Source organism: Pseudomonas sp. WS 5078, from assembly GCF_012985745.1.
GTDB lineage: Bacteria > Pseudomonadota > Gammaproteobacteria > Pseudomonadales > Pseudomonadaceae > Aquipseudomonas > Aquipseudomonas lundensis_A.
Window position 1 is genome coordinate 511216 of the sequence record NZ_JAAQWX010000001.1, and the last position, 21856, is coordinate 533071.

Consider the following 21856-nt stretch of genomic DNA (forward strand, 5'->3'; position numbering starts at 1 on the left):
GCTGCTTTGCTTTTTTCTTCAGCACGCTAGAATGCGCGCCGAAGGGCGGAGTTAAGCGCCCGGGAGTCACGAAGGCACGGATCATCTCCTCATGCTTTCAAGGTCAGCGTACCGAGCCCCGTGCTAGGCACCTGGCAAGCGTTTATTTAATGAGCGAATGCCCTTAACAGGCACTCGTAAAGTCCTACCGCCTTCAAGGGCGAAGAGGCGTAAGCCGCGGGTAATCCGGGGCTACTTTTTCACCAGCGGCGGTCCACTGTGGGCGTAGCTGGTCTATAACTAATCTGCTTTACGTAAGTCATGGGGTAGAACATGAGCGACGATGATCTGGAAAATGATGACCTCGAAGTAGGTGACGAAGACGAAACCGAAGAAGGTCTTGAAGCGGCCGCCGATGACGTGGCTGACGACGACGGTGGCGACGATGTGCCGGTCCCTGTGGCCAAAGGCAAATCCAAGGCAGCGGTGTCGGTAGATGACCTGCCCAGCGTAGAAGCCAAAAACAAGGAGCGTGACGCTCTGGCTCGCGCCATGGAAGAGTTTCTTTCCCGTGGCGGCAAGGTGCAGGAAGTCGAGGCCAATGTGGTGGCAGATCCACCCAAGAAGCCTGACAACAAGTACGGCAGCCGTCCTATCTAAGGTCTGTTGTTTGCTTGAAAAGAAAGCCCGCCGTCGCTGCGGGCTTTTTTGTGCGAGCGCTATTGTGATTTCAGCGCAAAGTTGCTGCCCAGGCACAAGCCTGCGTAGGGGTACGAGTAGCTTCAGCCAAGGTGTTTGAGCACATTGGGCAATTCGCTCAGGCACCCGATTTCGGCATCCGGACGCTTATCGCCCTCCCAGATTTTGCCACCTGGGTTAAACCACACGGCGCGCAAGCCTGCCTGCTGGGCGCCGGCAATGTCGTCGCCCGGATGATCGCCAACATGCACCGCAGCATTGGCCTTCACGCCGCCCCGCGACAAAGCCTCGTGGAACAAACGTGCGTCCGGCTTGGCGATGCCAATGTCTTCGGCACACAGCACGAATTTGAAGTGATGCCCCAAACCGATGCGTCGTACGTCGGCATTGCCATTGGTCACGACCCCCAGCGCGTAATTGTCCGCCAGTTCAGTCAACGTGGGCTCGACTTGCGCAAAAACCTCCAGCGCGTGACGCGCCTCTAGAAATACCTCAAACGCCGCGTCTGCCAAGGCTTGCGCGTTAGCGTATTGCGCATCCCGCAATGCGTGGAATAGCACGTGCCGACGCAGCGCACTGATTCGGTGCTTCAGGTGCGGGTTTTCACTTAAAACCCGCTCACGAATCGCTTGAAATGTTGCTAACTCAATCACGCCCACATCCGGTGCGTTTTCAGCCAGCCACTGCCGCAAGGTGTCTTCGGCCCGGGCGATCACCGGGCCGGTAGTCCACAGCGTGTCATCAAGATCGAAAGTAATCAGTTCAATCGTCATTCACTGCCCTTACTGCGTTTGGCCCGTGGGTGGGCGCTGTCGTAGACCGATGCCAGATGCTGGAAGTCCAGATGGGTATAGATTTGCGTGGTTTTGATATCTGAATGCCCGAGTAACTCTTGCACCGCGCGCAAATCCTGGGAGGACTCTAGCAAATGGCTGGCAAACGAATGGCGCAGCATGTGCGGGTGCAGGTTTTGCCCCAACTCACGCTCGCCCGCTGCCTTCACGCGCAGTTGAATAGCTCGCGGTCCAAGGCGGCGCCCACGCTGGCTGACAAACACAGCGTCGTCTTCAGGGTTGGCCAGCGCCCGTAAAGGCAGCCAGACCAGCAGGGCGTCACGGGCCTTTTGCCCGACCGGCAGCACGCGCGTCTTGCTGCCTTTACCCAGCACTTGCACCAGCCCGGCAGCCAGGTCCAGTTGATCCAGATTCAAACCCGTCAGTTCCGACAGACGCAGCCCGGAGGAGTAAAACAATTCAAGAATCGCCTGATCGCGCTGCGCCAGAAAATCTTCTTCCACCGCACCTTCCAGCAGTTGCAAGGCGCGGTCGGTGTCGAGGGTTTTGGGCAGGCGGCGTTCGCCTTTGGGGGGTGCCAGACCGTTGGCGGGGTCGTGATCGCACAGGCCTTCACGGTTGAGGTAGTGGTACAACCCGCGCACGGCAGACAACAGCCGCGCAATGCTGCGCGAAGACTGACCCTGGTGATGCAGGCGCGCCACCAACTGACGCAGGTGCTGAATATCCAGGGCCGACCAGCTGGAGATTGATGCTTGGCCGCAAAACGCCAGCACTTTGCCAAGGTCACGGCGATAAGCTTCCAGCGTGTGCGGCGACACTTGGCGCTCACTGCGCAGGTGTATGCAGTAAGCGTCCAGATGCCGTTCCATGCCTAGCGCACCGAGCGCAGGGCGTTGGTGAAGCGCGGCAAGACACGTCCCAGCACTTCAGCGATGTAACTGAGGAACAAGGTGCCCACCGAGCTTTTGTAGTGCTGCGGGTCGCGGCTGGCGACGGCCAGAACCCCGTGCAAGCCGAGGTGGTTAAGGGCGACCACGGCGGTCGAGCCGATTTGCTTGCGCTGTTCTTCACCGAACAGAAAGTCCAGCTCATGCTCACGCAGGCTGCCGCTGACGGCCTTGCCTTCTGCCAGCAGACCACCGAGGGCGCGTTGGGCGTCCGCGCTGTTGACCCAGCGCCCTACCGGCATCGGGTTATCACCAAACAACACCAGGCTAACGAAGGGCACCTGAAAGTCCTGTCGCAGGCTGTCTTCAACGGCGATCACCAGCTCTTCAAGACTGGTGGCGTCCATCAGGGCCAGGTTCAAACGGCGGGTTTTCTCAAACAGGCGATCGTTGTCACGGGCCACATCCATCAGTTGTGACAGACGATGGCGCATCTCGATATTGCGCCCACGCAACAGCTCAAGCTGACGCTCCACCAACGAGACTGTATCGCCGCGCTGGTGAGGAATGCGCTGGGTCAACAGCAGCTCCTCGCGCTGGCTGAAGAAGTCCGGGTGCGCTTGGAGGTAGGCCGCCACGGCCGCAGCCTCGGGGCTTTGATCGTGAACATCGAGGTCTGCAGACTGTGGCTGGTCGGTCATCGTGTGCGCTCGCTCATAAACGGACTTGTCCTTCGTAAACACGCATCGCCGGGCCGGTCATAATCACTGAATGACCCGGACCTTCCCATTCGATGGTCAAACGACCGCCGGGCAGGTCCAGCGTCACCGGGGAGTGCATCCAGCCCTGACTGATGGCCGCCACCGCCGCCGCACACGCGCCGGTGCCGCAGGCCTGGGTTTCTCCGGCGCCGCGTTCCCACACTCGCAGTTGCGCGCGGTGACGGTCGATCACGTGCAAAAAGCCCACGTTGACCCGGGCCGGGAAGCGCGGGTGATGTTCAATTTTCGGGCCCAACTCATGAACCGGCGCCGCGTTGATGTCGTCGACACGCAACACTGCATGCGGATTGCCCATCGATATGGCGGCCAACTGGACAGTCTGGCCATCGACGTCGACTTCATAGCTCAGCGCCTGTTCATCCGCCACAAACGGAATTTCGGCCGGCACCAGACGCGGCGGGCCCATGTCAACGCTGATCTGACCGTCGCTGCGCACGTTCAGCTCAATGATGCCGCTTTTGGTTTCGACTTTGATCTGGCGCTTGGTGGTCAAGCGCTTGTCGAGCACAAAGCGGGCAAAACAGCGGGCTCCGTTGCCGCACTGTTCAACCTCGGACCCGTCGGCGTTGAAGATCCGGTAACGGAAATCCACCTCGGGATTGCTCGGTGCTTCAACGATCAATAATTGATCGAAGCCAACGCCCGTGTGCCGGTCGCCCCATTGCTTGGCGTGCTTGGGCAGGATGTGCGCGTGCTGGCTGACCAGGTCGAGAACCATGAAGTCATTGCCCAGGCCGTGCATTTTTGTAAAACGCAGCAACATGGGCTCACTCCGGCAGCAGGCTTTCGCCAGCAAACAGCTCGGCAACCGTCTCACGACGACGCACTTCGAACGCCTGATCGCCGTCCACCAGAATTTCGGCCGCACGGCCGCGGGTGTTGTAGTTCGAGCTCATGACAAAGCCATAGGCACCGGCCGAATGCACCGCCAACAGATCACCCTCAGCCAGCGCCAACTGGCGATCTTTGGCCAGGAAGTCACCGGTTTCACAGATCGGGCCCACGATGTCATAGGCGCGGGTTTCAGTGTCACGCGGGCGCACCGCAGTCACGTCCATCCAGGCCTGATACAGGGCAGGTCGGATCAAGTCGTTCATCGCCGCATCAACGATGGCGAAGTCTTTGTGCTCGGTGTGCTTGAGGTACTCGACCTGTGTCAGCAGCACCCCCGCGTTGGCCACAATGAAACGGCCCGGCTCGAACACCAGTGCCAGGTCACGGCCTTCGATACGCTCGCGCACCGCCTTGATGTAATCCGCCGCCAAGGGTGGCTCTTCATCGCGGTAACGCACGCCAAGGCCACCGCCGAGATCAATGTGGCGCAAATAAATGCCGCAGTCGCCCAAACGGTCAACCAGCCCCAGCAAACGGTCGAGCGCGTCGATAAACGGCTCAAGGGTGGTCAGTTGCGAACCGATGTGGCAATCAACGCCGACCACTTCGAGGTTCGGCAACTGCGCGGCGCGGATGTACACATCCTCTGCGTCCGCAATGGCGATACCGAACTTGTTCTCTTTAAGGCCCGTGGAAATGTACGGGTGAGTGCCTGCATCCACATCCGGGTTAACGCGCAGCGAGATCGGCGCACGCACGCCCATCTCGGCAGCCACGACTTGCAAGCGCTCCAGTTCGTCGGTGGACTCGACGTTGAAGCAATGCACACCCACTTCCAGTGCGCGGCGCATGTCATCGCGGGTCTTGCCGACACCGGAAAACACGATTTTGTCAGCCGAACCGCCTGCGGCCAGTACACGCTCCAACTCACCACGGGACACGATGTCAAAACCGGCGCCTATACGCGCCAGGACATTGAGTACACCCAGGTTGGAGTTGGCTTTAACCGCAAAACACACCAGATGCGGCATGCCGCTCAATGCGTCGGCAAACGCGTTGTATTGCGCTTCGATGTGGGCCCGGGAATACACATAGGTCGGCGTACCAAAACGCTCGGCAATGGCCGTCAGCGCAACACCTTCAGCGAATAACTCGCCGGCCCGGTAGTTAAAAGCGTCCATGGTGTTCCCTTATCAGTGCTTGTGCGATTGCGACGACTTCGCTTGGTCTTCAGGGGATTTGCTGTCATCGGGCAGATACAGCGGACCTTTTTGACCACAGGCAGAAACAAGGCAAGCGACCGCGACGAGCGCAGCAATGGAAGAGATCAGGCGCTTCATGGCGAAATCCTTTGAAAAGCATTAATTGCGCCCGAGTATACCGAGCACCTACCGGCTTGCCTATGCAGCAGAGCGGTCGCGCAAAAGCGCCTGTCTGAATAATCAGTAGTACGCAGGCGACGGGGCGGTTGGGGTTTGCAATCGGTCTGGAGCGCCCGTATCTTGCGAGCTCCGAGCATGACTAGACATTACGAGGTTCCACCATGAGTTTGACTGAAGCCCGTTTCCACGATCTGGTCGATGCAACCCAGCAAAACCTGGAAGACGTTTTTGACGAGAGCGGTCTGGACATGGACCTGGAGAATTCGGCCGGTGTACTGACAGCCAAGTTTGAAGGGGGCCAGCAGCTTATCTTCAGCCGCCAGGAGCCTTTGCGACAGCTTTGGCTCGCTGCACGGGAGGGCGGTTTCCACTTCGATTACGATGAGCAAGAGTCACGCTGGAAGTGCGACAGCTCTGACGAGTTACTGAGTGAAATGGTCCAGCGCCTGACGCAGGTATACACCGGCGCTGAGCTGGATTTTGACGAGATTTAACTGTGACTGCCCCTGCTAAACCTGCAAAACCGCTGTACAGCAACGTCAGCCCGGCCGTGCCATCGCCCTGCATCAGCACGTGCCGGCTGGATGAACACAAAGTGTGTCTGGGCTGCTTTCGGCATGTCGAAGACATCCGCGAGTGGCGTTCAGCAGACGACCAGCGGCGCCGGGTGATTTGCGAACAGGCACGTCTGCGGCGCGCCCTGTAATCACGGCCACAGGCTGCAACGGCATCGGCCGTTGGCTTGTGTATTTATTTTGCTGTGGTAGTGTCCGGGTTCGCCTCGCACTAACGAGGTTGGTCAAAACCCCGCCATTTTCTGGCGGGGTTTTGCTTTTTCGTGCAGAAAAAAGGAGTCTGCCAGGTCATGACCACTTCACCCCAACCCTCCATCATCCTCACCCGCCTGGACGTCCAGCGTCTGGAAGCATTGATTGATAACCTCGACGATTCGTTGCCAGGCGTCGTCGCGCTGCAAGAAGAACTTGATCGTGCCGAATCCGTTGTAGGCCATACCGAAGTGCCTGCAGGCGTTGTCACCATGAATTCGCGTGTGCACTGCCGCGAGCAGGGCAGCGGCAAGGATTACCACCTGACACTGGTTTACCCCAAAGACGCGAATGCAGACGAAGGTAAAATTTCGATCCTTGCACCCGTCGGCAGTGCCTTGCTGGGCCTGCAAGTCGGCCAGCACATCAACTGGCCAGCACCCGGCGGCAAAACCCTCAAGCTGGAGCTGCTGGAAGTTGAATACCAGCCTGAAGCCGCTGGCAATTACGACCTTTAAGCCTCAGACCTGCGCCAGCGCCTCGTTGAGCGCCTGCTCCAGATTCGCCTTGTAGCGCAGGCATAGATGGCTCGGGCTGTGGCTTTCGCCCAACAGCCCCGATAAATCCAGATCAGTGATGTAACAGCGGTAGCGCTCGGTTTCACGGCGCTGCCCGACAATTTCCCGTGCCACCGCTGCGTACAACTGATCGCCATGGTCCATCTGGCTGAACTCGCGCTGGTTGCAGAATAGCGTCACCCACTGCCCACCATGCGCGCCTTTGCCGATCACCGCTTGCACCTCGTAGTAAGGCGTCATCGCTGCGCTGACGGGAATGCGCCGCGCTTCGACGCTGCGCGCGCGCCCTTTGCCCGACGGCAATAGCTGGTAATACAACACGTCCAGTGGCGGGGCAGGGCTCTCGTCTTCCAACGGCTGGCACGCCTCACGCCGAAACAACGACGCCTGTAAAAAACGCTGCAAGGGCACCAGCAGACTCATTTCGTCATGAAACGCAACGGTCTGCTGCCACAGCACATTGCACTCGTCGAGCACACTGAGCTCGGCCTCACCGTCATTCAGTCGGTAGAAGACTTGAATCGCCCCCGGCTTGCCCTTGGGCAGTATCAACCCGAGGTCGTCCTCACCCAAGGCCATCGGGTCCAGGTGCACCGGCCGATACGTCGCCAGACGCTGGCTCAAATAGCCGGCCAATGCGTTGCGGTCGGCCAGCGCCACGTGGCGTACGTGTTCTTTGGCCAGTTCCAGCACATGTAAACGTTGCTCCACTTGCACCACATACCGCAGCGCTTGCCCGCTGGCACGTAGGGCCTGTGCCGTATTGAAAATCCCTTCCACCCGATTTGCGATGAACTGCGCCCTGTTGTGACACAAGCAGCGCACGCGCAACTGCGGGGCTGCACGCCCGGCCGGTTGTGCATTGAGGTAATCCGCCAGGCATTCAAACAGCGCGTGTTCGCCGTCGAAGCGGCTGACGATGACTTCGTTCCAACTGTTGAGCGTGACTTGGTCCAGGGTCAGCACAAGGTTTTCGCGCACCCCGGCATAACTCAGTGAATCCGTGCGCTCAGTGGTCATCAGGATATTCATTTCACGGTGATGCTTGAGCGGGTCAATCCCGACGTTGACCACAATCAGCACCTGCGACGGCACACTGGGTCGCAACAGTTGCGTTTCGTCCACCGCCCCCAGCGGCAAAGGGATCAGTTGTTGCAAACACCCCAGCAGGTTGAACAGTTCGTACTCGCTGACATCCGTACTGCCAGGGTTGAGGGCCAGACGGGTACCGCTGTCGATGACCCCGTTGCGATGGCACCACGCCAGCAACTCCAGCAGCGCAGGGCTGCGCTTGATGACCGGCGTATGCTCCCACTCGTGAACCGCGAGGTTGCCGCGATAGATCCCCCAATGAAACTCGCCGGGCTCTTTCTTGTTCGGGGAATGCACCAGTGTCAGCAGCTCTTGTGCCAGATTGGGCGCAATGCCAGGGTTGATGTGGTCGACTTTGCCGGCCTTGCGCTCAAACGCGGCGTACAGCCGTCGTCCCAGCACATTCAAGTCGCGTTTGTTGGTCAGCCCGGCGGCTTGCTCATCGCGGGCAAACTGGCTCAAAAAGCGGTAGCTGTAATTGAGCTCATGCACCAACGCCCGGCGTTCATGGACCGCCTGTTCGGCCTTCCATGCCGGGCGACTGTCGAGCCAGGCCAACTGCCGCTCATCCCAACCCCATTCCCGCGCCAGACGCTCCAGCAACTGGCGCTGCCATTGCGTGCCACGTTGCGCGAGGTTGCCAGTCAACTTGCGGTTAACTTTCAGGTACAAACTGCGGCGCACCAACTCCAGCCGCTCAACATCACCCCGCGCCTTGAGGTACTGCTCAATGCGCCGGTACACCACCACATACGGGTCGAGTTCATCAAGGTCCAACTGATGGGCATAGACCGCCTGCTTGAAGCGCAGGCTCAGGCACTGCACCTTTGGGTGCTCACTGGCATACACCTCGATCAACAGCAGTTTGAGCACCGACTTGTAGGGCGACTCAATCCCTTTGAATAACTGCCATAACCCGGCTCCCACGAACTCGCCGGGCGGGATATGTGCCAGATGCCCCAGGTCGATGGTTTCGTCAGCCCGAATGAAGCGCTTGGAAAGCAGCGTGTGGGTAAATTCGGCGTAGTTGGCTTCCTCATTGGCCGGCACCCACCACCACATCGGGGTACGGCCTGCGAGCCAAATGGCGGTGCGATAAAACTCATCCAGCAATAAGTAATGCTGCGTCGTACCACAATCGTCCGTGCTCAGCCGGGCATCGCGTTCGCCCAGGGCAAAGCGTTGCGCATCAATCAGAAAAAAATGTGCGTCGGCCCCTAAACCGGCCGCCCAGGTTTCCAGCACCTGACATTTCTTGCGCAGCTCTTCAAGGGCCGGTTCGCTCAGGTTCGGGGCATGGCAAATCCACACATCCATGTCGCTCTGATCCGTCTGGGCTAACGTTCCCAGGCTACCCATCAGAAACAAACCATGAATCGGCGACTGTGCGCCGGGCGTTCGCGTCTTATAAGAAAAGGAGCGCGTCAGGCGCTGGGCTTCGGTCAGGGCAGACGCGTCGGGCTCATACCCCGCGACGCCGGCTGGCGTACTCCCGGACACATAACCGGGTAATAACGGGTGATTCACATGAAAAAACAATGACAGCAGGCTCAGCACCGTTTGCTGACGCGGGGTCAAGCCCTCCATTGCCCGCAGCAGGCGCGCACGATTGACGTGAAGAAACCGCTCACGCAATTGTGTGAGTGTCTGTCGATCAATACCTTCATTCAGATCTATCTGAATGGCCTGGGTGCGCGTCATATCAAACTCAAACCGGCTCGCTAGGCGAGAAAGAGAAGGGAGGCAACGTAGGAGGGAGTCTACAGCGAGACCATGAAAAGGCTTAGGGCGAAAGCGCTTTTGACGTCAGATTTTTTGCGGGGAGAAGAAGGAGAGCCCGCGGAATCCCTTATTCAACCAAGAGATTCCGAGGGCGATCAGTGGCGTCAGGCAAGTTCTGCCAACTTCACAGCCACCAGGGGTTTGGTGGTCAAAATCGACAGTGTCGTTTGCACGTGCTCAACAGCATCACGGCCCAGGCTGGTGAGGTAGCCCCCGTCCGGTTGGGTGATGAGGTCTTTTTCATGGAGCCGCTTGGCGGCAGCGATAAGCTTTTTGTCAGCTTCTTGATGGACTTTAAGCCCTTCTTGAGTGCTGTTCAGATCGAACAGTGCAAGGACTTCCAGTTCGGCAACCAACTCAGGGGTAAACGACATAAGGACTCCAGACTATGCAGGAAAAGACGACAACGACCCTAAGGTGAGCCTGGTTGGCCTGACTGTCCAGTAACAGTTCTCGCCGGACCCGAGCCATTTGCCGCACCTGCCCCGCATGGTGCACGGGCGAGGCAGTTGGAGTGTAGACCGCGAATAACAAAGTGCAGGCCTGTATGGCCGGGCGGTCTGAAAACACCTGTTCACGCCAACTTCACGCGCCATCGCTCCCTGCATGGCAAGGCAGCGATGACCGCGCTCGTTGTAAATCGTATTTCAGTTATATAAACATTCTTAAATAGTATTTTTAAGAATAATCGCGCCTCACTACTATTGCCCCACGCCGACACGAACCCATCGGCACCTCATTTTTTCAGGAGCAACACCATGAGCGCATCTCTGCGTAGCGTTGACGGCCAGGACGAAGCCACCATTCTGCGGGAAATCCAGAGCGCGCTACGTGACCTGCGCTTCGGTGCCGTGGAAATCACTGTGCACAACGCCCAAGTGGTTCAGATCGAACGCAAAGAGAAGTTCCGCCTGCAGAACCCGGGCCAAAAAAATAGCTGAATACCCCACGCGCCCTGTCTGGGGCGCCTATAAAAATTAAAAATACACGCTGCTCTGGAGCCACACCTATGACCCTACGCCGTTACGCTTTGGCCGCGCTGGCCAGTGCCATTTTTGCTGGCTCCGCCGTGGCCAAAGACTACGAGTTGTTGAACGTTTCTTACGATCCAACCCGTGAGCTGTATCAGGATTACAACGCAGAGTTCACCCAGTTCTGGAAACAAAGCCACCCCGACGACAAGGTCAAAATTCAGCAGTCACACGGGGGCTCGGGCAAACAGGCGCGTGGTGTGATCGATGGCTTGCGCGCGGATGTCGTGACCCTGGCACTGGCCGGTGACATCGACGAAATCGCCAAGTTGGGTAAAACCCTCCCTGAAAACTGGCAAACCCGCCTTCCGGACGCCAGCACCCCGTACACCTCGACCATCGTGTTCCTGGTGCGCAAGGGCAACCCGAAAGGCATCAAGGACTGGAACGACCTGACCAAAGATGGCGTGTCGGTGATTACACCGAACCCGAAAACCAGCGGCGGCGCACGCTGGAACTTCCTCGCTGCCTACGCCTACGGCCTTAAGGCTAACGGCGGCGATGAAACCAAAGCCAAAGAGTACGTACAAAATCTGTTCAAGCACGTGCCTGTACTGGATACCGGCGCACGGGGCTCAACCATCACTTTCGTCAACAACGGTCAGGGAGACGTGCTGCTGGCGTGGGAAAACGAAGCGTTTTTGGCACTCAAAGAAGATGGCGGGGCGGACAAGTTCGACATCGTCGTACCTTCGCTCTCGATTCTGGCTGAGCCACCGGTTGCCGTAGTCGACAAAAATGCCGATAAAAAGGGCAACGCAGAGATCGCCAAAGCGTACCTCGAACACCTGTACAGCCCGGCCGGTCAGGAAATTGCGGCTAAGAATTTCTACCGTCCTCGGGATGAGAAAGTCGCAGCCAAATACGCACAGCAGTTTCCGAAGCTGGACCTTGTGACTATCGACAAAGACTTCGGCGGCTGGAAGACTGCCCAACCGAAATTCTTCAATGACGGTGGCGTGTTCGACCAGATCTACCAGGCGCAATAACCTGTGGGGCGTGCCTTTCAGGCATCGCTTAAAGCTAGAACATTAAGCCCGCAATCGGTTTGCGGGCTTCGTGCGTTAAACAAGGACTTTTATGTCGCGTCGTATCTCCCCCGTCATACCCGGCTTCGGGCTGACACTGGGCTACACCTTGGTGTATCTCAGCCTGATTGTGCTCATTCCTCTGGCCGCCATGTTCGTGCATGCCGCGCAACTGACCTGGGACCAGTTTTGGGCCATCGTCACCGCCCCTCGCGTATTGGCCGCGCTCAAATTGAGCTTCGGCACCGCTTTTGTTGCGGCACTGATCAACGGCATCATCGGCACCGTGCTGGCCTGGGTGCTGGTGCGCTACACCTTCCCGGGGCGCAAGGTCATCGATGCCATGATCGACCTGCCCTTTGCACTGCCGACGGCAGTCGCCGGTATCGCACTGACCGCGCTGTATGCCCCGAACGGCTGGATTGGCCAGTTCGCCACTGACATGGGCTTCAAAATCGCCTACACCCCGATGGGTATCACGCTGGCGCTGACCTTCGTCACGCTGCCATTTGTGGTGCGCACCGTACAGCCGGTGCTGGCCGATATTCCGCGTGAAATCGAAGAAGCCGCTGCCTGCCTGGGCGCCAAACCGCTGCAAGTGTTTCGCCATATTTTGGTGCCCGCGCTATTGCCCGCGTGGCTCACGGGTTTCGCGCTGGCCTTCGCCCGCGGCGTCGGCGAGTACGGCTCGGTGATTTTCATCGCCGGCAATATGCCGATGAAAACCGAAATTTTGCCGCTGTTGATCATGGTCAAACTCGACCAATACGACTACACCGGCGCCACGGCCATTGGCGTGATGATGCTGGTGGTTTCCTTCATTTTGCTGCTGCTGATCAACCTGATTCAGCGCCGCATCGAAACCCCTTGAAGGAGGCGTCACCATGTCCAACACACCTATGAACGCAGCCTCCGTCGCCAACGATGCTCGCCGTGGCAGCCCGCTCTCGCGCCGGGTACTGATTGCCTTTGGCTGGTTATTCTTCGTCGTATTCCTGCTGCTCCCGTTGCTGATTGTGGTCTCGCAGGGCCTGAAGCTCGGTTTCGGCGCGTTCTTCGATGCCATTCTTGAACCTGATGCCCTGTCGGCCCTGAAACTGACCATCATCGCCGTTGTAATCTCGGTGCCGCTCAACGTGGTCTTCGGCGTCAGCGCGGCATGGTGCGTGAGCAAATACAGCTTTCGCGGCAAAAGCATCCTCGTGACACTGATCGACCTGCCGTTCTCGGTATCGCCGGTGATCGCCGGTCTGGTCTACGTGCTGATGTTCGGCGCACAGGGCTTCTTCGGTGAGTGGCTGCAAGACCACGACATTCAGATCGTTTTCGCACTGCCGGGCATCGTGCTGGCGACCATCTTCGTCACCGTGCCCTTCGTGGCACGCGAGCTGATCCCGCTGATGCAAGAGCAGGGCACCCAGGAAGAAGAGGCCGCACGCCTGCTGGGGGCCAACGGCTGGCAAATGTTCTGGCACGTCACAGTGCCGAATATCAAATGGGGCCTGATCTACGGCGTGGTGCTGTGTACCGCGCGGGCGATGGGCGAATTCGGTGCAGTGTCCGTGGTATCCGGGCACATTCGCGGGGTGACCAACACCCTGCCGCTGCACGTCGAGATCCTCTACAACGAATACAACCACGTTGCCGCCTTCGCTGTGGCCACCCTGTTGCTGATCCTGGCGCTCTTCATCCTGCTGCTCAAGCAGTGGAGCGAATCCCGTATTAACCGCCTGCGCGCCAGCGCCGCAGAGGAATAAAGCATGTCGATCGAAGTTCGTAATGTCAGCAAAAACTTCAACGCCTTCAAGGCGCTGGATCGCATCAATCTGGACATCCAGAGTGGCGAGCTCGTGGCCTTGCTGGGGCCGTCGGGCTGCGGCAAAACCACGTTGCTGCGCATCATTGCAGGCCTGGAGACCCCGGACGAAGGCAACATCGTGTTCCACGGCGAAGACGTCTCGGGCCATGACGTGCGTGATCGCAACGTCGGGTTTGTGTTCCAGCATTACGCGCTGTTCCGCCACATGACGGTGTTTGACAACGTCGCGTTCGGCCTGCGCATGAAACCGAAAAAGGAACGCCCGAGCGAAAGCCGGATTGCCGAAAAAGTCCACGAGCTGCTGAACATGGTGCAACTGGACTGGTTATCGGACCGTTACCCGGAGCAACTGTCAGGCGGCCAGCGCCAGCGTATCGCCCTGGCCCGCGCACTGGCGGTCGAACCTAAAGTGCTGTTGCTGGACGAGCCTTTCGGCGCCCTCGATGCCAAGGTGCGTAAAGAGCTGCGCCGCTGGTTGGCGCGCTTGCACGAAGACATCAACTTGACGTCGGTGTTCGTGACCCACGACCAGGAAGAAGCGATGGAAGTCGCGGACCGCATTGTGGTCATGAACAAAGGCGTGATCGAACAGATCGGTTCCCCGGGCGAGGTATACGAAAACCCGGCCAGCGACTTCGTGTATCACTTCTTGGGCGACTCCAACCGCCTGCACATTGGCGAAGACCAGCACGTCTTGTTCCGCCCGCACGAAGTGTCGTTATCACGCCATGAAATTGAAGAACACCATGCCGCTCAGGTGCGCGATATCCGTCCGCTGGGCGCGACCACCCGCGTGACATTGAAGGTTGAGGGTCAAAGCGAGCTGATCGAGGTGGAAGTGGTCAAAGACCATGACAGCCTGACCGGTCTGGCCCGTGGCGAGACGTTGTTCTTCAAGCCGAAGGTGTGGCAGAAACACAGCAGCCTGTAACCGCCAAACGGTTCACCCAAAGCCTGACGTCTTTCGATGCTCAGGCTTTTTTTATGCCTGGGAACACACCCCTTCCGTACCTGAGCCCTACAAAACAAACGGCTACTTCACTCGTAAGTTACTGATCTGGTCGGACATAAAAATCCGTCTTATGCACATAGAGTCCGACTTTTCTCTCACGACAAGTTGCAAGGATTCGCATGAAGGAAAACCGCAGACCCATCAAGGCCCGCTCTTCCAGGTGGGCGACGGGCATCACCTATGCCTTGCTCAAAAGAACTATTTCCCCCAATCAGATTTCAGTGGCCAGTGTGGTCTTTGCGTTGGCCGGTGCCGGCATATTGATAGCGGACAATGGCGTCATTGGATCAATCATGTGCGCCTTCGCTATTCAACTGCGTCTGTTGTGCAATCTATTGGATGGCATGGTGGCAATAGAAGGCGGGAAAAAATCCGACCTTGGCAGTCTCTACAACGAATTTCCGGATCGCGTGGCCGATAGTCTGCTCATCGTTGGGCTTGGTTATGCGATTGGTTATCCGGACCTTGGATGGTTTGGCGCCTTGGCGGCAGCCCTGACCGCCTACGTAAGGGTTTTTGGCGGCTCGATTGGCCTCGTTCAGTGTTTTGCAGGCCCCATGGCCAAACAGCACCGAATGGCGCTGATGACAGTAGCCCTTTTGCTCAATGCGATTGAAACGCCAGCTTATGGCACTCACCACGCGTTATTGACCGCGCTGATCATCATCGTTGTCGGCTCGCTTATCACCTGTGGGACACGAACGCTCGCAATCGCCAGACAGCTCAAGGAAAACGCCCATGTGGATCAGTAATGCTCTGATTTCAGTGCTTCGGGTCCTGATCGGGGTAAACGCCCGCTGGCAGAGCCCTCCAGACCTTACCCGCCAGCGCATTTATTTCGCCAATCACACCAGCCATATGGACACACTCGCCATCATTGCGGCGCTTCCACGCGAGGCTCGCTTTAACGTGAAGCCCGTAGCAGCAGCCGACTACTGGGGCAAGAACGCATTTCTTTCGTATGTCTCAAAAAAAGGACTGAATGCGGTTTTGATCGAGCGTAAGCCAGGCGCGGATAAACCCGCACTGGAACCTATTTACGACGTACTGCGAGCGGGGCACTCCATCATTTTTTTCCCGGAGGGCACACGCGCCTGCCAGGCCCTGCCGGGCGACTTCAAATCGGGTCTGTTCCGGTTGAGCGAAGCATTCCCTGATGTCGACCTGGTGCCCATTTATTTGGAAAACCTTCATCGATCCATGCCTAAAGGCAAGCATTTCCCGCTGCCCATTATCTGCACGATCCGGATCGGCAATCCGCTGGAAAAAATCGCTGGCGAAGAGAAGCAGCCATTCCTTGAGCGGGCGCGCGAAGCCATCGTGAGGTTATCCAAATGACGTTTGAAACCAAGTTTCTGTGGTTCTTTGCCGGGCTTGCCAGTCTGCTGGCCATTGCCTCAATCATCAGTCATGTACTGGCCAAGCGAGCCACCACAGAAAGTGGCATCGCAACGATCGAAAACCTGAATCAACGTGTGAATGCGTGGTGGGGGATGGTGATCGTTTTCTTTACTTCATACCTGCTGGGCGGCAATGCAACCGTCATCCTTTTCGCCTTTATTTCTCTGTTTGCACTCAGAGAATTCATCACGCTGGCACCCACCAAAAGAGGCGACCATAACGCACTGTTTATCGCCTTTTTCATCCTTGTGCCGCTGCAATATGTGCTGATCGCGACCCACTGGTACTCGATGTTTACGCTGCTGATCCCTGTGTATGCCTTTCTACTCTTGCCCGCGATTGCGGTATTGAGTCAGGACACAGGGGGATTTCTGGAGCGCACGGCGAAAATCCAGTGGGGGGTGATGATCTGTATTTTCTGCATTAGCCACGCTCCCGCTCTGCTGATGCTGGAGCTGGAGGGATTCCAGGGACAGAACGCTCTGCTGCTGTTCTATATGGTCTTTGTTGTGCAGATGAGTGATGTCCTGCAGTACGTGTTTGGAAAGCTCTTCGGCAAACATAAAGTCGCCCCCCTGGTAAGCCCCTCAAAAACCGTTGAGGGCCTGGTGGGCGGCGGTCTGGCGGCGACCCTTATTGGCGGGGGGATGTTTTGGATGACGCCCTTCAGTTTCTGGCAATCACTGCTGATGGCGTTTGTGATCGTTGTGATGGGTTTTGTGGGAGGGCTGGTGATGTCAGCAATCAAGCGCAGCCTGAGTGCCAAAGATTGGGGCACGCTCATCAAAGGGCACGGCGGAATGCTCGACAGGATGGACTCGGTTTGCTTCGCGGCACCGATCTTCTTTCACCTGACGCGCTACTTCTTCACGGCCTAACAGCCGCCCTGTGGTCGCCCCGCATTAGCTTTTGGCGACCACAGGGCTTGGGGTGTTAAGGCTTTTTCAGCTTCGGATTGGGAAAGAACTGCACCGCCTGCACCTTGGGGTCAGGCGCTTTATTCAACGCCGATGTATTAACCCGCGTTCCCAGCTCCTTGGGTACCGACAGGCCCTGTTCATTCAATGTGTCCGAATAACCGCAGGCCACGCATTCACGGTGCGGCACGTCGTTTTCATTCCACATCATCAATTTGTCAGGCTCGCTGCACGCCGGGCATACAGCCCCGGCGATAAAGCGTTTTTTGGTTTTGATCACGGGTGCATCGCTCATGCTGCCGAGTCCTCGGTCAGGCCGCTGTGACGCAACAGCGCGTCAATCGATGGCTCACGGCCACGGAAATCCTTGAACAGCTCCATCGGCGCTTTGGAACCACCGCGGGCCAGAATCGCCTGACGGAACGCCTTGCCGGTGTGCGGGTTGAACACGCCTTCTTCTTCAAAACGCGAGAACGCGTCCGCCGACAGCACTTCCGCCCACTTGTAGCTGTAGTAACCCGCGGCATAACCGCCTGCGAAGATGTGTGCAAAGCTGTTCGGAAAGCGGTTGTACGCCGGTGGACGCATAACCGAGACCTCGTCACGGATGCCATCGAGCACTTGTGCCACGCTGCGGCCGTCACCGTGGGTGGCGTGCAATTCAAAGTCAAACAGCGAGAACTCCAGCTGGCGAACCATCATCAGCCCGGACTGGAAATTCTTGGCGGCGAGCATTTTCTGCAGCAGGTCTTGCGGCAAGGCTTCGCCGGTTTCGTAGTGGCCGGAAATCAGGGCCAGGCCCTCAGGCTCCCAGCACCAGTTTTCCATGAACTGACTGGGCAGCTCGACCGCATCCCATGCCACGCCATTGATACCGGACACGCCGGAGTGTTCGATCTCGGTCAGCATGTGGTGCAAACCGTGACCGAATTCATGGAAGAGGGTGGTCACTTCGTCGTGCGTCAGCAGGGCAGGCTTGCCCGCCACTGCCGGGGTGAAGTTGCACACCAGGTTCGCCACCGGGCTTTGCAATACACCTGCTGCCGTGCGACGACGGTCGCGGGCGCCGTCCATCCACGCACCACCACGCTTGTTGGCGCGGGCGTACAAGTCAAAGAAGAAACGTCCGACATGCTGGCCGTTTTCCTTGATTTCAAACAGCCGAACGTCCGGGTGCCAAGTGTCGAAGCCTTTGAGCTCAACGATCTCGATGCCGTACAGGGTATGCACGATGTCAAACAGGCCCTTGAGCACTTTGTCGATCGGGAAATACGCGCGCAAGGTTTCCTGGGACACGCTGTAGCGCTGCTCGCGCAGCTTCTCACCGAAGAACCCGGTGTCCCAGCTTTTCAATTGTGGGCAACCTTGCTCGGCGGCGTAGGCTTGCAGTTGCTCCAGGTCACGCGCGGCAAACGGCTTGCTGCGCTTGGCCAGATCACGCAGGAAGGTCAGTACCTGGTCCGGCGTCTCGGCCATTTTGGTGGCCAGGCTCAGCTCGGCAAAACTGCCGAAGCCCAACAACTGCGCCAGCTCCTGGCGCAGGTCGAGGATTTCTTCCATCACCGGGCCGTTATCGAACGTACCGGCATTCGGGCCTTGATCCGACGCACGGGTGCAGTACGCCGCGTAGACTTCTTCGCGCAGCGCGCGGTCTTCGGCGTACGTCATGATCGGGTAATAGCTCGGGAATTCGAGCGTAATCAGCCAGCCGTCCAGCCCTTTGGCTTGAGCAGCTGCGGCCATTTGCGCCTTGGCCGACTCGGTCAGGCCCGCCAGAGCGGCTTCGTCCGTGATGTGCTTGGTCCAGGCTTGCGTGGCGTCCAGCAGTTGGTTGGAGAATGTGCTGCCCAGCTCGGACAGCTTGCTCTGCACCTCCGCATAGCGCTTTTGCTTGTCGAGCGGCAGGTCGATACCCGACAGACGGAAGTCGCGCAGCGAATGCTCCAGAATGGTCAGTTGCGCCTGATCGAACGTTGCCACTTGCGGGCTATGCGCGAGGGCTTCGAACGCTTGGAACAGTGCGCGGTTCTGACCCATTTCAGTCGAATACGCACTCAAGGCTGGCAAGCATGCCTCGTAAGCAGCACGCAGCTCAGCGCTGTTGCACACGGCATTTAAATGGCTGACCGGGCTCCAGGCTGCGCCCAGTCGGTCGTTCAGCTCATCCATGGCCAGCACCAGACCTTCCCAAGTTGGGTTACGGCCCTGTTCTTGAAGAATTTTTTCGATGCCGGCGCGGTTGTCAGCGAGGATCTGCTCGATGGCCGGCTGCACGTGCTCAGGACGGATCGCCGAGAACGGCGGCAGGTCGTAGGGCTGCAATAGAGGGTTGTTCTCGCTCACGTTAAGCACCTTGGCTGGAAGAAACATTGGGCCATCTTAATTACAATCGCCGCAGACCGCAGCCCTGTGACGCCCTATTACTGCTAAAGAAGGAAGCTATTTGTGTCCATCCGTCCGTTCCAGCAGCACACCCCCGCATTGGGCGAACGCGCCTTCGTTGACCGTTCAGCCGTTGTGATCGGCGATGTCGAGATCGGCGCCGACAGCTCCGTCTGGCCATTGACCGTGATTCGCGGCGACATGCACCGCATCCGTATTGGCGCGCGCACCAGCGTGCAGGACGGTTGCGTGCTGCACATCACACACGCCGGGCCGTTCAACCCCGAGGGTTACCCGTTGCTGATCGGGGACGACGTAACCATCGCGCACAAAGTCATGCTGCATGGCTGTACCGTGGGCAGCCGCGTGTTAATCGGCATGGGCAGCATCGTGATGGACGGAGCTGTCATTGAAGACGATGTAATCGTTGGCGCAGGCAGCCTGGTGCCGCCCGGCAAGCGCCTGGCCAGCGGGTTCCTGTACGTTGGCAGCCCGGTCAGGCCAGTGCGCGCGCTGAACGACAAGGAAAAGGCCTTCTTCACATACAGCGCTGGCAACTACGTCAAACTCAAGGACCAACACTTGGCCGAAGGCTACCACCAGCCCGTTTGAGCCTCTCCACGATCACGGCTTAGGAGCCCTGCATGCATTACCAAAACGTATTGTTTGACCTCGACGGCACGTTGACCGACCCGCGTGAGGGTATTACGCGCTCGATTCAGTACGGCCTGAGCAAAATGGGCATCGACGAACCTGACGTGCGCACGCTGGAACACTTCATTGGCCCGCCCTTGCTGCAAGCGTTCATGGCCACGTATGGCTTTGACGAGGCCAAGGCCTGGGAAGCCATGGGTTATTACCGCGAGCGGTTTGCCGTGACCGGGCTGTACGAAAACCACGTATTCGAAGGGGTGACGCCGCTGCTTGAAGAGCTGGTCAGTCAAGGTCGACAGCTGTTTATCGCCACCTCCAAGCCACAGGTGTACGCCCGCGAAATCGCCCGGCACTTTGTCTTCGCCCGGCACTTCAAGGTGATTTACGGCAGCGAGCTGGACGGCACACGCACTAATAAAGTCGAGCTGATCCGCCACTTGATGAGCGAGCAAGGGCTCGACCCGGCGCAGACCTTGATGATCGGCGACCGCAAGCATGACCTGATCGGCGCCCGCGACAACGGCCTGGATGCCGCCGCGGTGGGGTATGGGTTCGGCAGTTTCGAAGAGCTGAGCGCGTTCGCGCCCACCTACCACTTTCAAACCCTGGCGCAACTGCATCAGGCGTTCAGATAAGCCCCGCAACGGGGTCGTCGCTGCCGTAAAGGCGCGGGTGCCAAACACCCGCTCAATGCGTCAGCGACTGCTTCGTTCGATCGCCTGCTGCAAATCCTTGCGCCAGCCCAGCAAAAAACCCAGCTCCACCACCACAAACAGCGGCCCGACGATCAGCCCGGTCACGTCATCGATGAACGCCGGTTTTCGACCTTCGTAGTAATGCCCCACAAACTGAATGACCCACCCCAGCACAAACAACCCGACGCCCCAGCCCAGCCACAGCCCCGTGCTCAGGGCCGCCAGCGCATACCCGAGCCACACGGCCAACCCCAGCAATAGCGTCATCAACAGCCCGAGCCGTAACTCAAGTCGCAGATAAAACACCGCGCTGGCCACCATCAACACCAACGCGGGCGAAATTGCGGCCCACTGCGGGCGTGACAACAGCGTCGCCACCGCAATCACGATCAGCGGAATACCGACGAAGTGGGTCAGGATATTTCGCGCATCGCGGTGATACGCCGCGTACTGGCTCAGGTGCTCGACGAGGGTTTTCATGGCGCAGCCTTTGGGATTAACGATGACCCCCAGTGTAGGCACCCCGTGACACCCACGCAGACGGCCAAAAGTACTTAATTACGGCCAGTGACGGGGTGAATTACGGCTCAGTGTCGCGAGTGAGGGCCCTTGTTAAGTTCTTTTAGTTATTAATAAATAGCTTCTTATTCCTTAGCGAATCTAAAAGCCATCCCTATACTGACCCGGTAACACACCCAAGCAGGAGGCGCACACCCATGGGCAACGAGTCGATTCGCTACTTGATAGTGCCGGGCTGGCAAGGTTCGGCCGACGATCATTGGCAAACCCACTGGCAGAACAGCCTGCCCAACGGTGCACGTGTGGAACAGGCTGATTGGCTGACGCCACGTCGCGAAGACTGGATCGCCGCACTGGCCGAAGCGATTGCCGCTGATAACACACCGGTGATTCTGATTGCTCACAGCCTGGGGTGCATCACCGTGGCGCATTGGGCCGAACGGGCACCTGCCAGTCTGTTAAGCCAAGTACGGGGCGCGCTGCTGGTGGCGCCGGCCGATGTCGAACGCCCTGCCTGTGCGCCCGCCCTGCGTAACTTTGCACCGATTCCGGCACAGCGTTTGCCGTTCCCGAGCCAGATCGTCAGTTCTGATAACGACCCGGCCGTGAGCGCCTCCAGGGCGATGGAGTTTGCCCGCCAATGGGGCGCGGAGATCGGAATCATCAGCGGCGCCGGACACATCAACGTCAAGTCCGGGCATCAGCGCTGGGAGCAAGGTTTCGCTTTTTTGTATCGCCTGCAAACCCGCATAGAGCACGACGCCCTGCGCCGCGCATGATTTTTCTGTAACGCCCGCGCCCACCCTCCGGCGGCGGGCG

The 21856-nt window shown here is 58.4% G+C and carries 26 protein-coding genes; 15 read left to right on the forward strand and 11 right to left on the reverse strand.

Annotated elements, in window-relative coordinates:
- Positions 1–312: 312 nt before the first annotated feature.
- Complete coding sequence (gene sutA, locus HBN68_RS02385; protein WP_047278851.1) at positions 313–639, forward strand: transcriptional regulator SutA; 327 nt, start codon at positions 313–315, stop codon at positions 637–639.
- A gap of 122 nt (positions 640–761) precedes the next feature.
- On the opposite strand, the gene HBN68_RS02390 is transcribed toward sutA, so the two are convergent.
- Genes HBN68_RS02390 through HBN68_RS02415 form a run of 6 tightly spaced genes read right to left on the reverse strand, consistent with a single transcriptional unit; the run spans position 762 to position 5318 of the window.
- Positions 762–1451: an HAD family hydrolase gene (locus tag HBN68_RS02390; protein ID WP_094991853.1), complete on the reverse strand. Its 690-nt coding sequence runs from the start codon at positions 1449–1451 to the stop codon at positions 762–764.
- Positions 1448–2344: a tyrosine recombinase XerC gene (xerC, locus tag HBN68_RS02395; RefSeq protein WP_169962419.1), complete on the reverse strand. Its 897-nt coding sequence runs from the start codon at positions 2342–2344 to the stop codon at positions 1448–1450. The genes HBN68_RS02390 and xerC overlap by 4 nt, the downstream gene beginning before the upstream one ends.
- 2 nt (positions 2345–2346) lie before the next feature.
- On the reverse strand, positions 2347–3063 hold the full coding sequence (locus tag HBN68_RS02400) for a DUF484 family protein (RefSeq protein WP_094991855.1): 717 nt from the start codon (positions 3061–3063) through the stop codon (positions 2347–2349).
- 13 nt (positions 3064–3076) lie between these two features.
- On the reverse strand, positions 3077–3907 hold the full coding sequence (gene dapF, locus HBN68_RS02405) for a diaminopimelate epimerase (protein ID WP_094991856.1): 831 nt from the start codon (positions 3905–3907) through the stop codon (positions 3077–3079).
- Between the two features lie 4 nt (positions 3908–3911).
- Entirely contained in the window at positions 3912–5159 is a 1248-nt protein-coding gene (lysA, locus tag HBN68_RS02410; RefSeq protein WP_094991857.1) for a diaminopimelate decarboxylase, read from the reverse strand.
- 12 nt (positions 5160–5171) lie between these two features.
- A complete protein-coding gene (locus HBN68_RS02415) occupies positions 5172–5318 on the reverse strand; it encodes a lipoprotein (RefSeq protein WP_094991858.1) in 147 nt (48 codons plus the stop codon).
- Positions 5319–5521: 203 nt separating this feature from the next.
- On the opposite strand from HBN68_RS02415, the gene cyaY reads away from it, so the two are divergent.
- From cyaY to rnk, 3 genes are all read left to right on the forward strand, one after another.
- Positions 5522–5854, forward strand: a complete 333-nt coding sequence (cyaY, locus tag HBN68_RS02420) for an iron donor protein CyaY (protein ID WP_094991859.1) — start codon at positions 5522–5524, stop codon at positions 5852–5854.
- 2 nt (positions 5855–5856) lie between these two features.
- Entirely contained in the window at positions 5857–6066 is a 210-nt protein-coding gene (locus HBN68_RS02425; RefSeq protein WP_094991860.1) for a DUF1289 domain-containing protein, read from the forward strand.
- A gap of 159 nt (positions 6067–6225) precedes the next feature.
- Entirely contained in the window at positions 6226–6645 is a 420-nt protein-coding gene (gene rnk / locus HBN68_RS02430) for a nucleoside diphosphate kinase regulator (protein ID WP_094991861.1), read from the forward strand.
- Positions 6646–6648: 3 nt separating this feature from the next.
- Here rnk and HBN68_RS02435 read toward each other — a convergent pair whose 3' ends face one another.
- Both HBN68_RS02435 and HBN68_RS02440 read right to left on the reverse strand, forming a co-directional pair.
- The gene (locus HBN68_RS02435) at positions 6649–9498 is read right to left on the reverse strand and encodes a class I adenylate cyclase (protein ID WP_169962421.1); all 2850 of its coding nucleotides are present in this window, start codon (positions 9496–9498) and stop codon (positions 6649–6651) included.
- A 185-nt stretch (positions 9499–9683) separates the two neighbouring features.
- A complete protein-coding gene (locus tag HBN68_RS02440) occupies positions 9684–9953 on the reverse strand; it encodes a TIGR02647 family protein (RefSeq protein WP_094991863.1) in 270 nt (89 codons plus the stop codon).
- Between the two features lie 384 nt (positions 9954–10337).
- On the opposite strand from HBN68_RS02440, the gene oscA reads away from it, so the two are divergent.
- The 8 genes from oscA to HBN68_RS02480 all read left to right on the forward strand — a co-directional run bounded on the left by oscA (position 10338) and on the right by HBN68_RS02480 (position 16748).
- Positions 10338–10520, forward strand: a complete 183-nt coding sequence (oscA, locus tag HBN68_RS02445) for a sulfur starvation response protein OscA (RefSeq protein ID WP_047278876.1) — start codon at positions 10338–10340, stop codon at positions 10518–10520.
- Positions 10521–10588: 68 nt separating this feature from the next.
- A complete protein-coding gene (locus tag HBN68_RS02450; protein ID WP_094991864.1) occupies positions 10589–11599 on the forward strand; it encodes a sulfate ABC transporter substrate-binding protein in 1011 nt (336 codons plus the stop codon).
- 91 nt (positions 11600–11690) lie between these two features.
- Complete coding sequence (gene cysT / locus HBN68_RS02455) at positions 11691–12509, forward strand: sulfate ABC transporter permease subunit CysT (RefSeq protein ID WP_094991865.1); 819 nt, start codon at positions 11691–11693, stop codon at positions 12507–12509.
- Between the two features lie 13 nt (positions 12510–12522).
- Entirely contained in the window at positions 12523–13395 is an 873-nt protein-coding gene (gene cysW, locus HBN68_RS02460) for a sulfate ABC transporter permease subunit CysW (protein WP_094991866.1), read from the forward strand.
- Between the two features lie 3 nt (positions 13396–13398).
- Positions 13399–14388 carry a sulfate ABC transporter ATP-binding protein gene (locus HBN68_RS02465; RefSeq protein WP_094991867.1) on the forward strand — a complete coding sequence of 330 codons (990 nt, stop codon included), beginning with the start codon at positions 13399–13401 and terminating at the stop codon, positions 14386–14388.
- Positions 14389–14588: 200 nt separating this feature from the next.
- On the forward strand, positions 14589–15221 hold the full coding sequence (locus tag HBN68_RS02470) for a CDP-alcohol phosphatidyltransferase family protein (protein ID WP_169962423.1): 633 nt from the start codon (positions 14589–14591) through the stop codon (positions 15219–15221).
- A complete protein-coding gene (locus HBN68_RS02475) occupies positions 15208–15807 on the forward strand; it encodes a lysophospholipid acyltransferase family protein (protein WP_169962426.1) in 600 nt (199 codons plus the stop codon). Before HBN68_RS02470 ends, HBN68_RS02475 begins: the two co-directional genes overlap by 14 nt.
- The gene (locus tag HBN68_RS02480; RefSeq protein WP_094991870.1) at positions 15804–16748 is read left to right on the forward strand and encodes a phosphatidate cytidylyltransferase; all 945 of its coding nucleotides are present in this window, start codon (positions 15804–15806) and stop codon (positions 16746–16748) included. The genes HBN68_RS02475 and HBN68_RS02480 overlap by 4 nt, the downstream gene beginning before the upstream one ends.
- A gap of 55 nt (positions 16749–16803) precedes the next feature.
- Here HBN68_RS02480 and HBN68_RS02485 read toward each other — a convergent pair whose 3' ends face one another.
- Both HBN68_RS02485 and prlC read right to left on the reverse strand, forming a co-directional pair.
- Positions 16804–17082, reverse strand: a complete 279-nt coding sequence (locus tag HBN68_RS02485; RefSeq protein ID WP_094991871.1) for a YheV family putative zinc ribbon protein — start codon at positions 17080–17082, stop codon at positions 16804–16806.
- Entirely contained in the window at positions 17079–19130 is a 2052-nt protein-coding gene (gene prlC, locus HBN68_RS02490; protein WP_094991888.1) for an oligopeptidase A, read from the reverse strand. Before prlC ends, HBN68_RS02485 begins: the two co-directional genes overlap by 4 nt.
- Positions 19131–19232: 102 nt before the next feature.
- Between prlC and HBN68_RS02495 the strand changes: the two genes are divergently transcribed.
- Positions 19233–19781 carry a gamma carbonic anhydrase family protein gene (locus tag HBN68_RS02495; RefSeq protein ID WP_169962430.1) on the forward strand — a complete coding sequence of 183 codons (549 nt, stop codon included), beginning with the start codon at positions 19233–19235 and terminating at the stop codon, positions 19779–19781.
- Positions 19782–19813: 32 nt separating this feature from the next.
- The gene (locus HBN68_RS02500; RefSeq protein ID WP_169962433.1) at positions 19814–20458 is read left to right on the forward strand and encodes an HAD family hydrolase; all 645 of its coding nucleotides are present in this window, start codon (positions 19814–19816) and stop codon (positions 20456–20458) included.
- Positions 20459–20518: 60 nt separating this feature from the next.
- Here the strand turns inward: HBN68_RS02500 and HBN68_RS02505 are convergent, their stop codons facing one another.
- Positions 20519–20998 carry an Mpo1-like protein gene (locus tag HBN68_RS02505; RefSeq protein WP_094991874.1) on the reverse strand — a complete coding sequence of 160 codons (480 nt, stop codon included), beginning with the start codon at positions 20996–20998 and terminating at the stop codon, positions 20519–20521.
- Positions 20999–21234: 236 nt separating this feature from the next.
- Between HBN68_RS02505 and HBN68_RS02510 the strand changes: the two genes are divergently transcribed.
- Entirely contained in the window at positions 21235–21816 is a 582-nt protein-coding gene (locus HBN68_RS02510; protein ID WP_169962435.1) for an alpha/beta hydrolase, read from the forward strand.
- Positions 21817–21856: the final 40 nt, after the last annotated feature.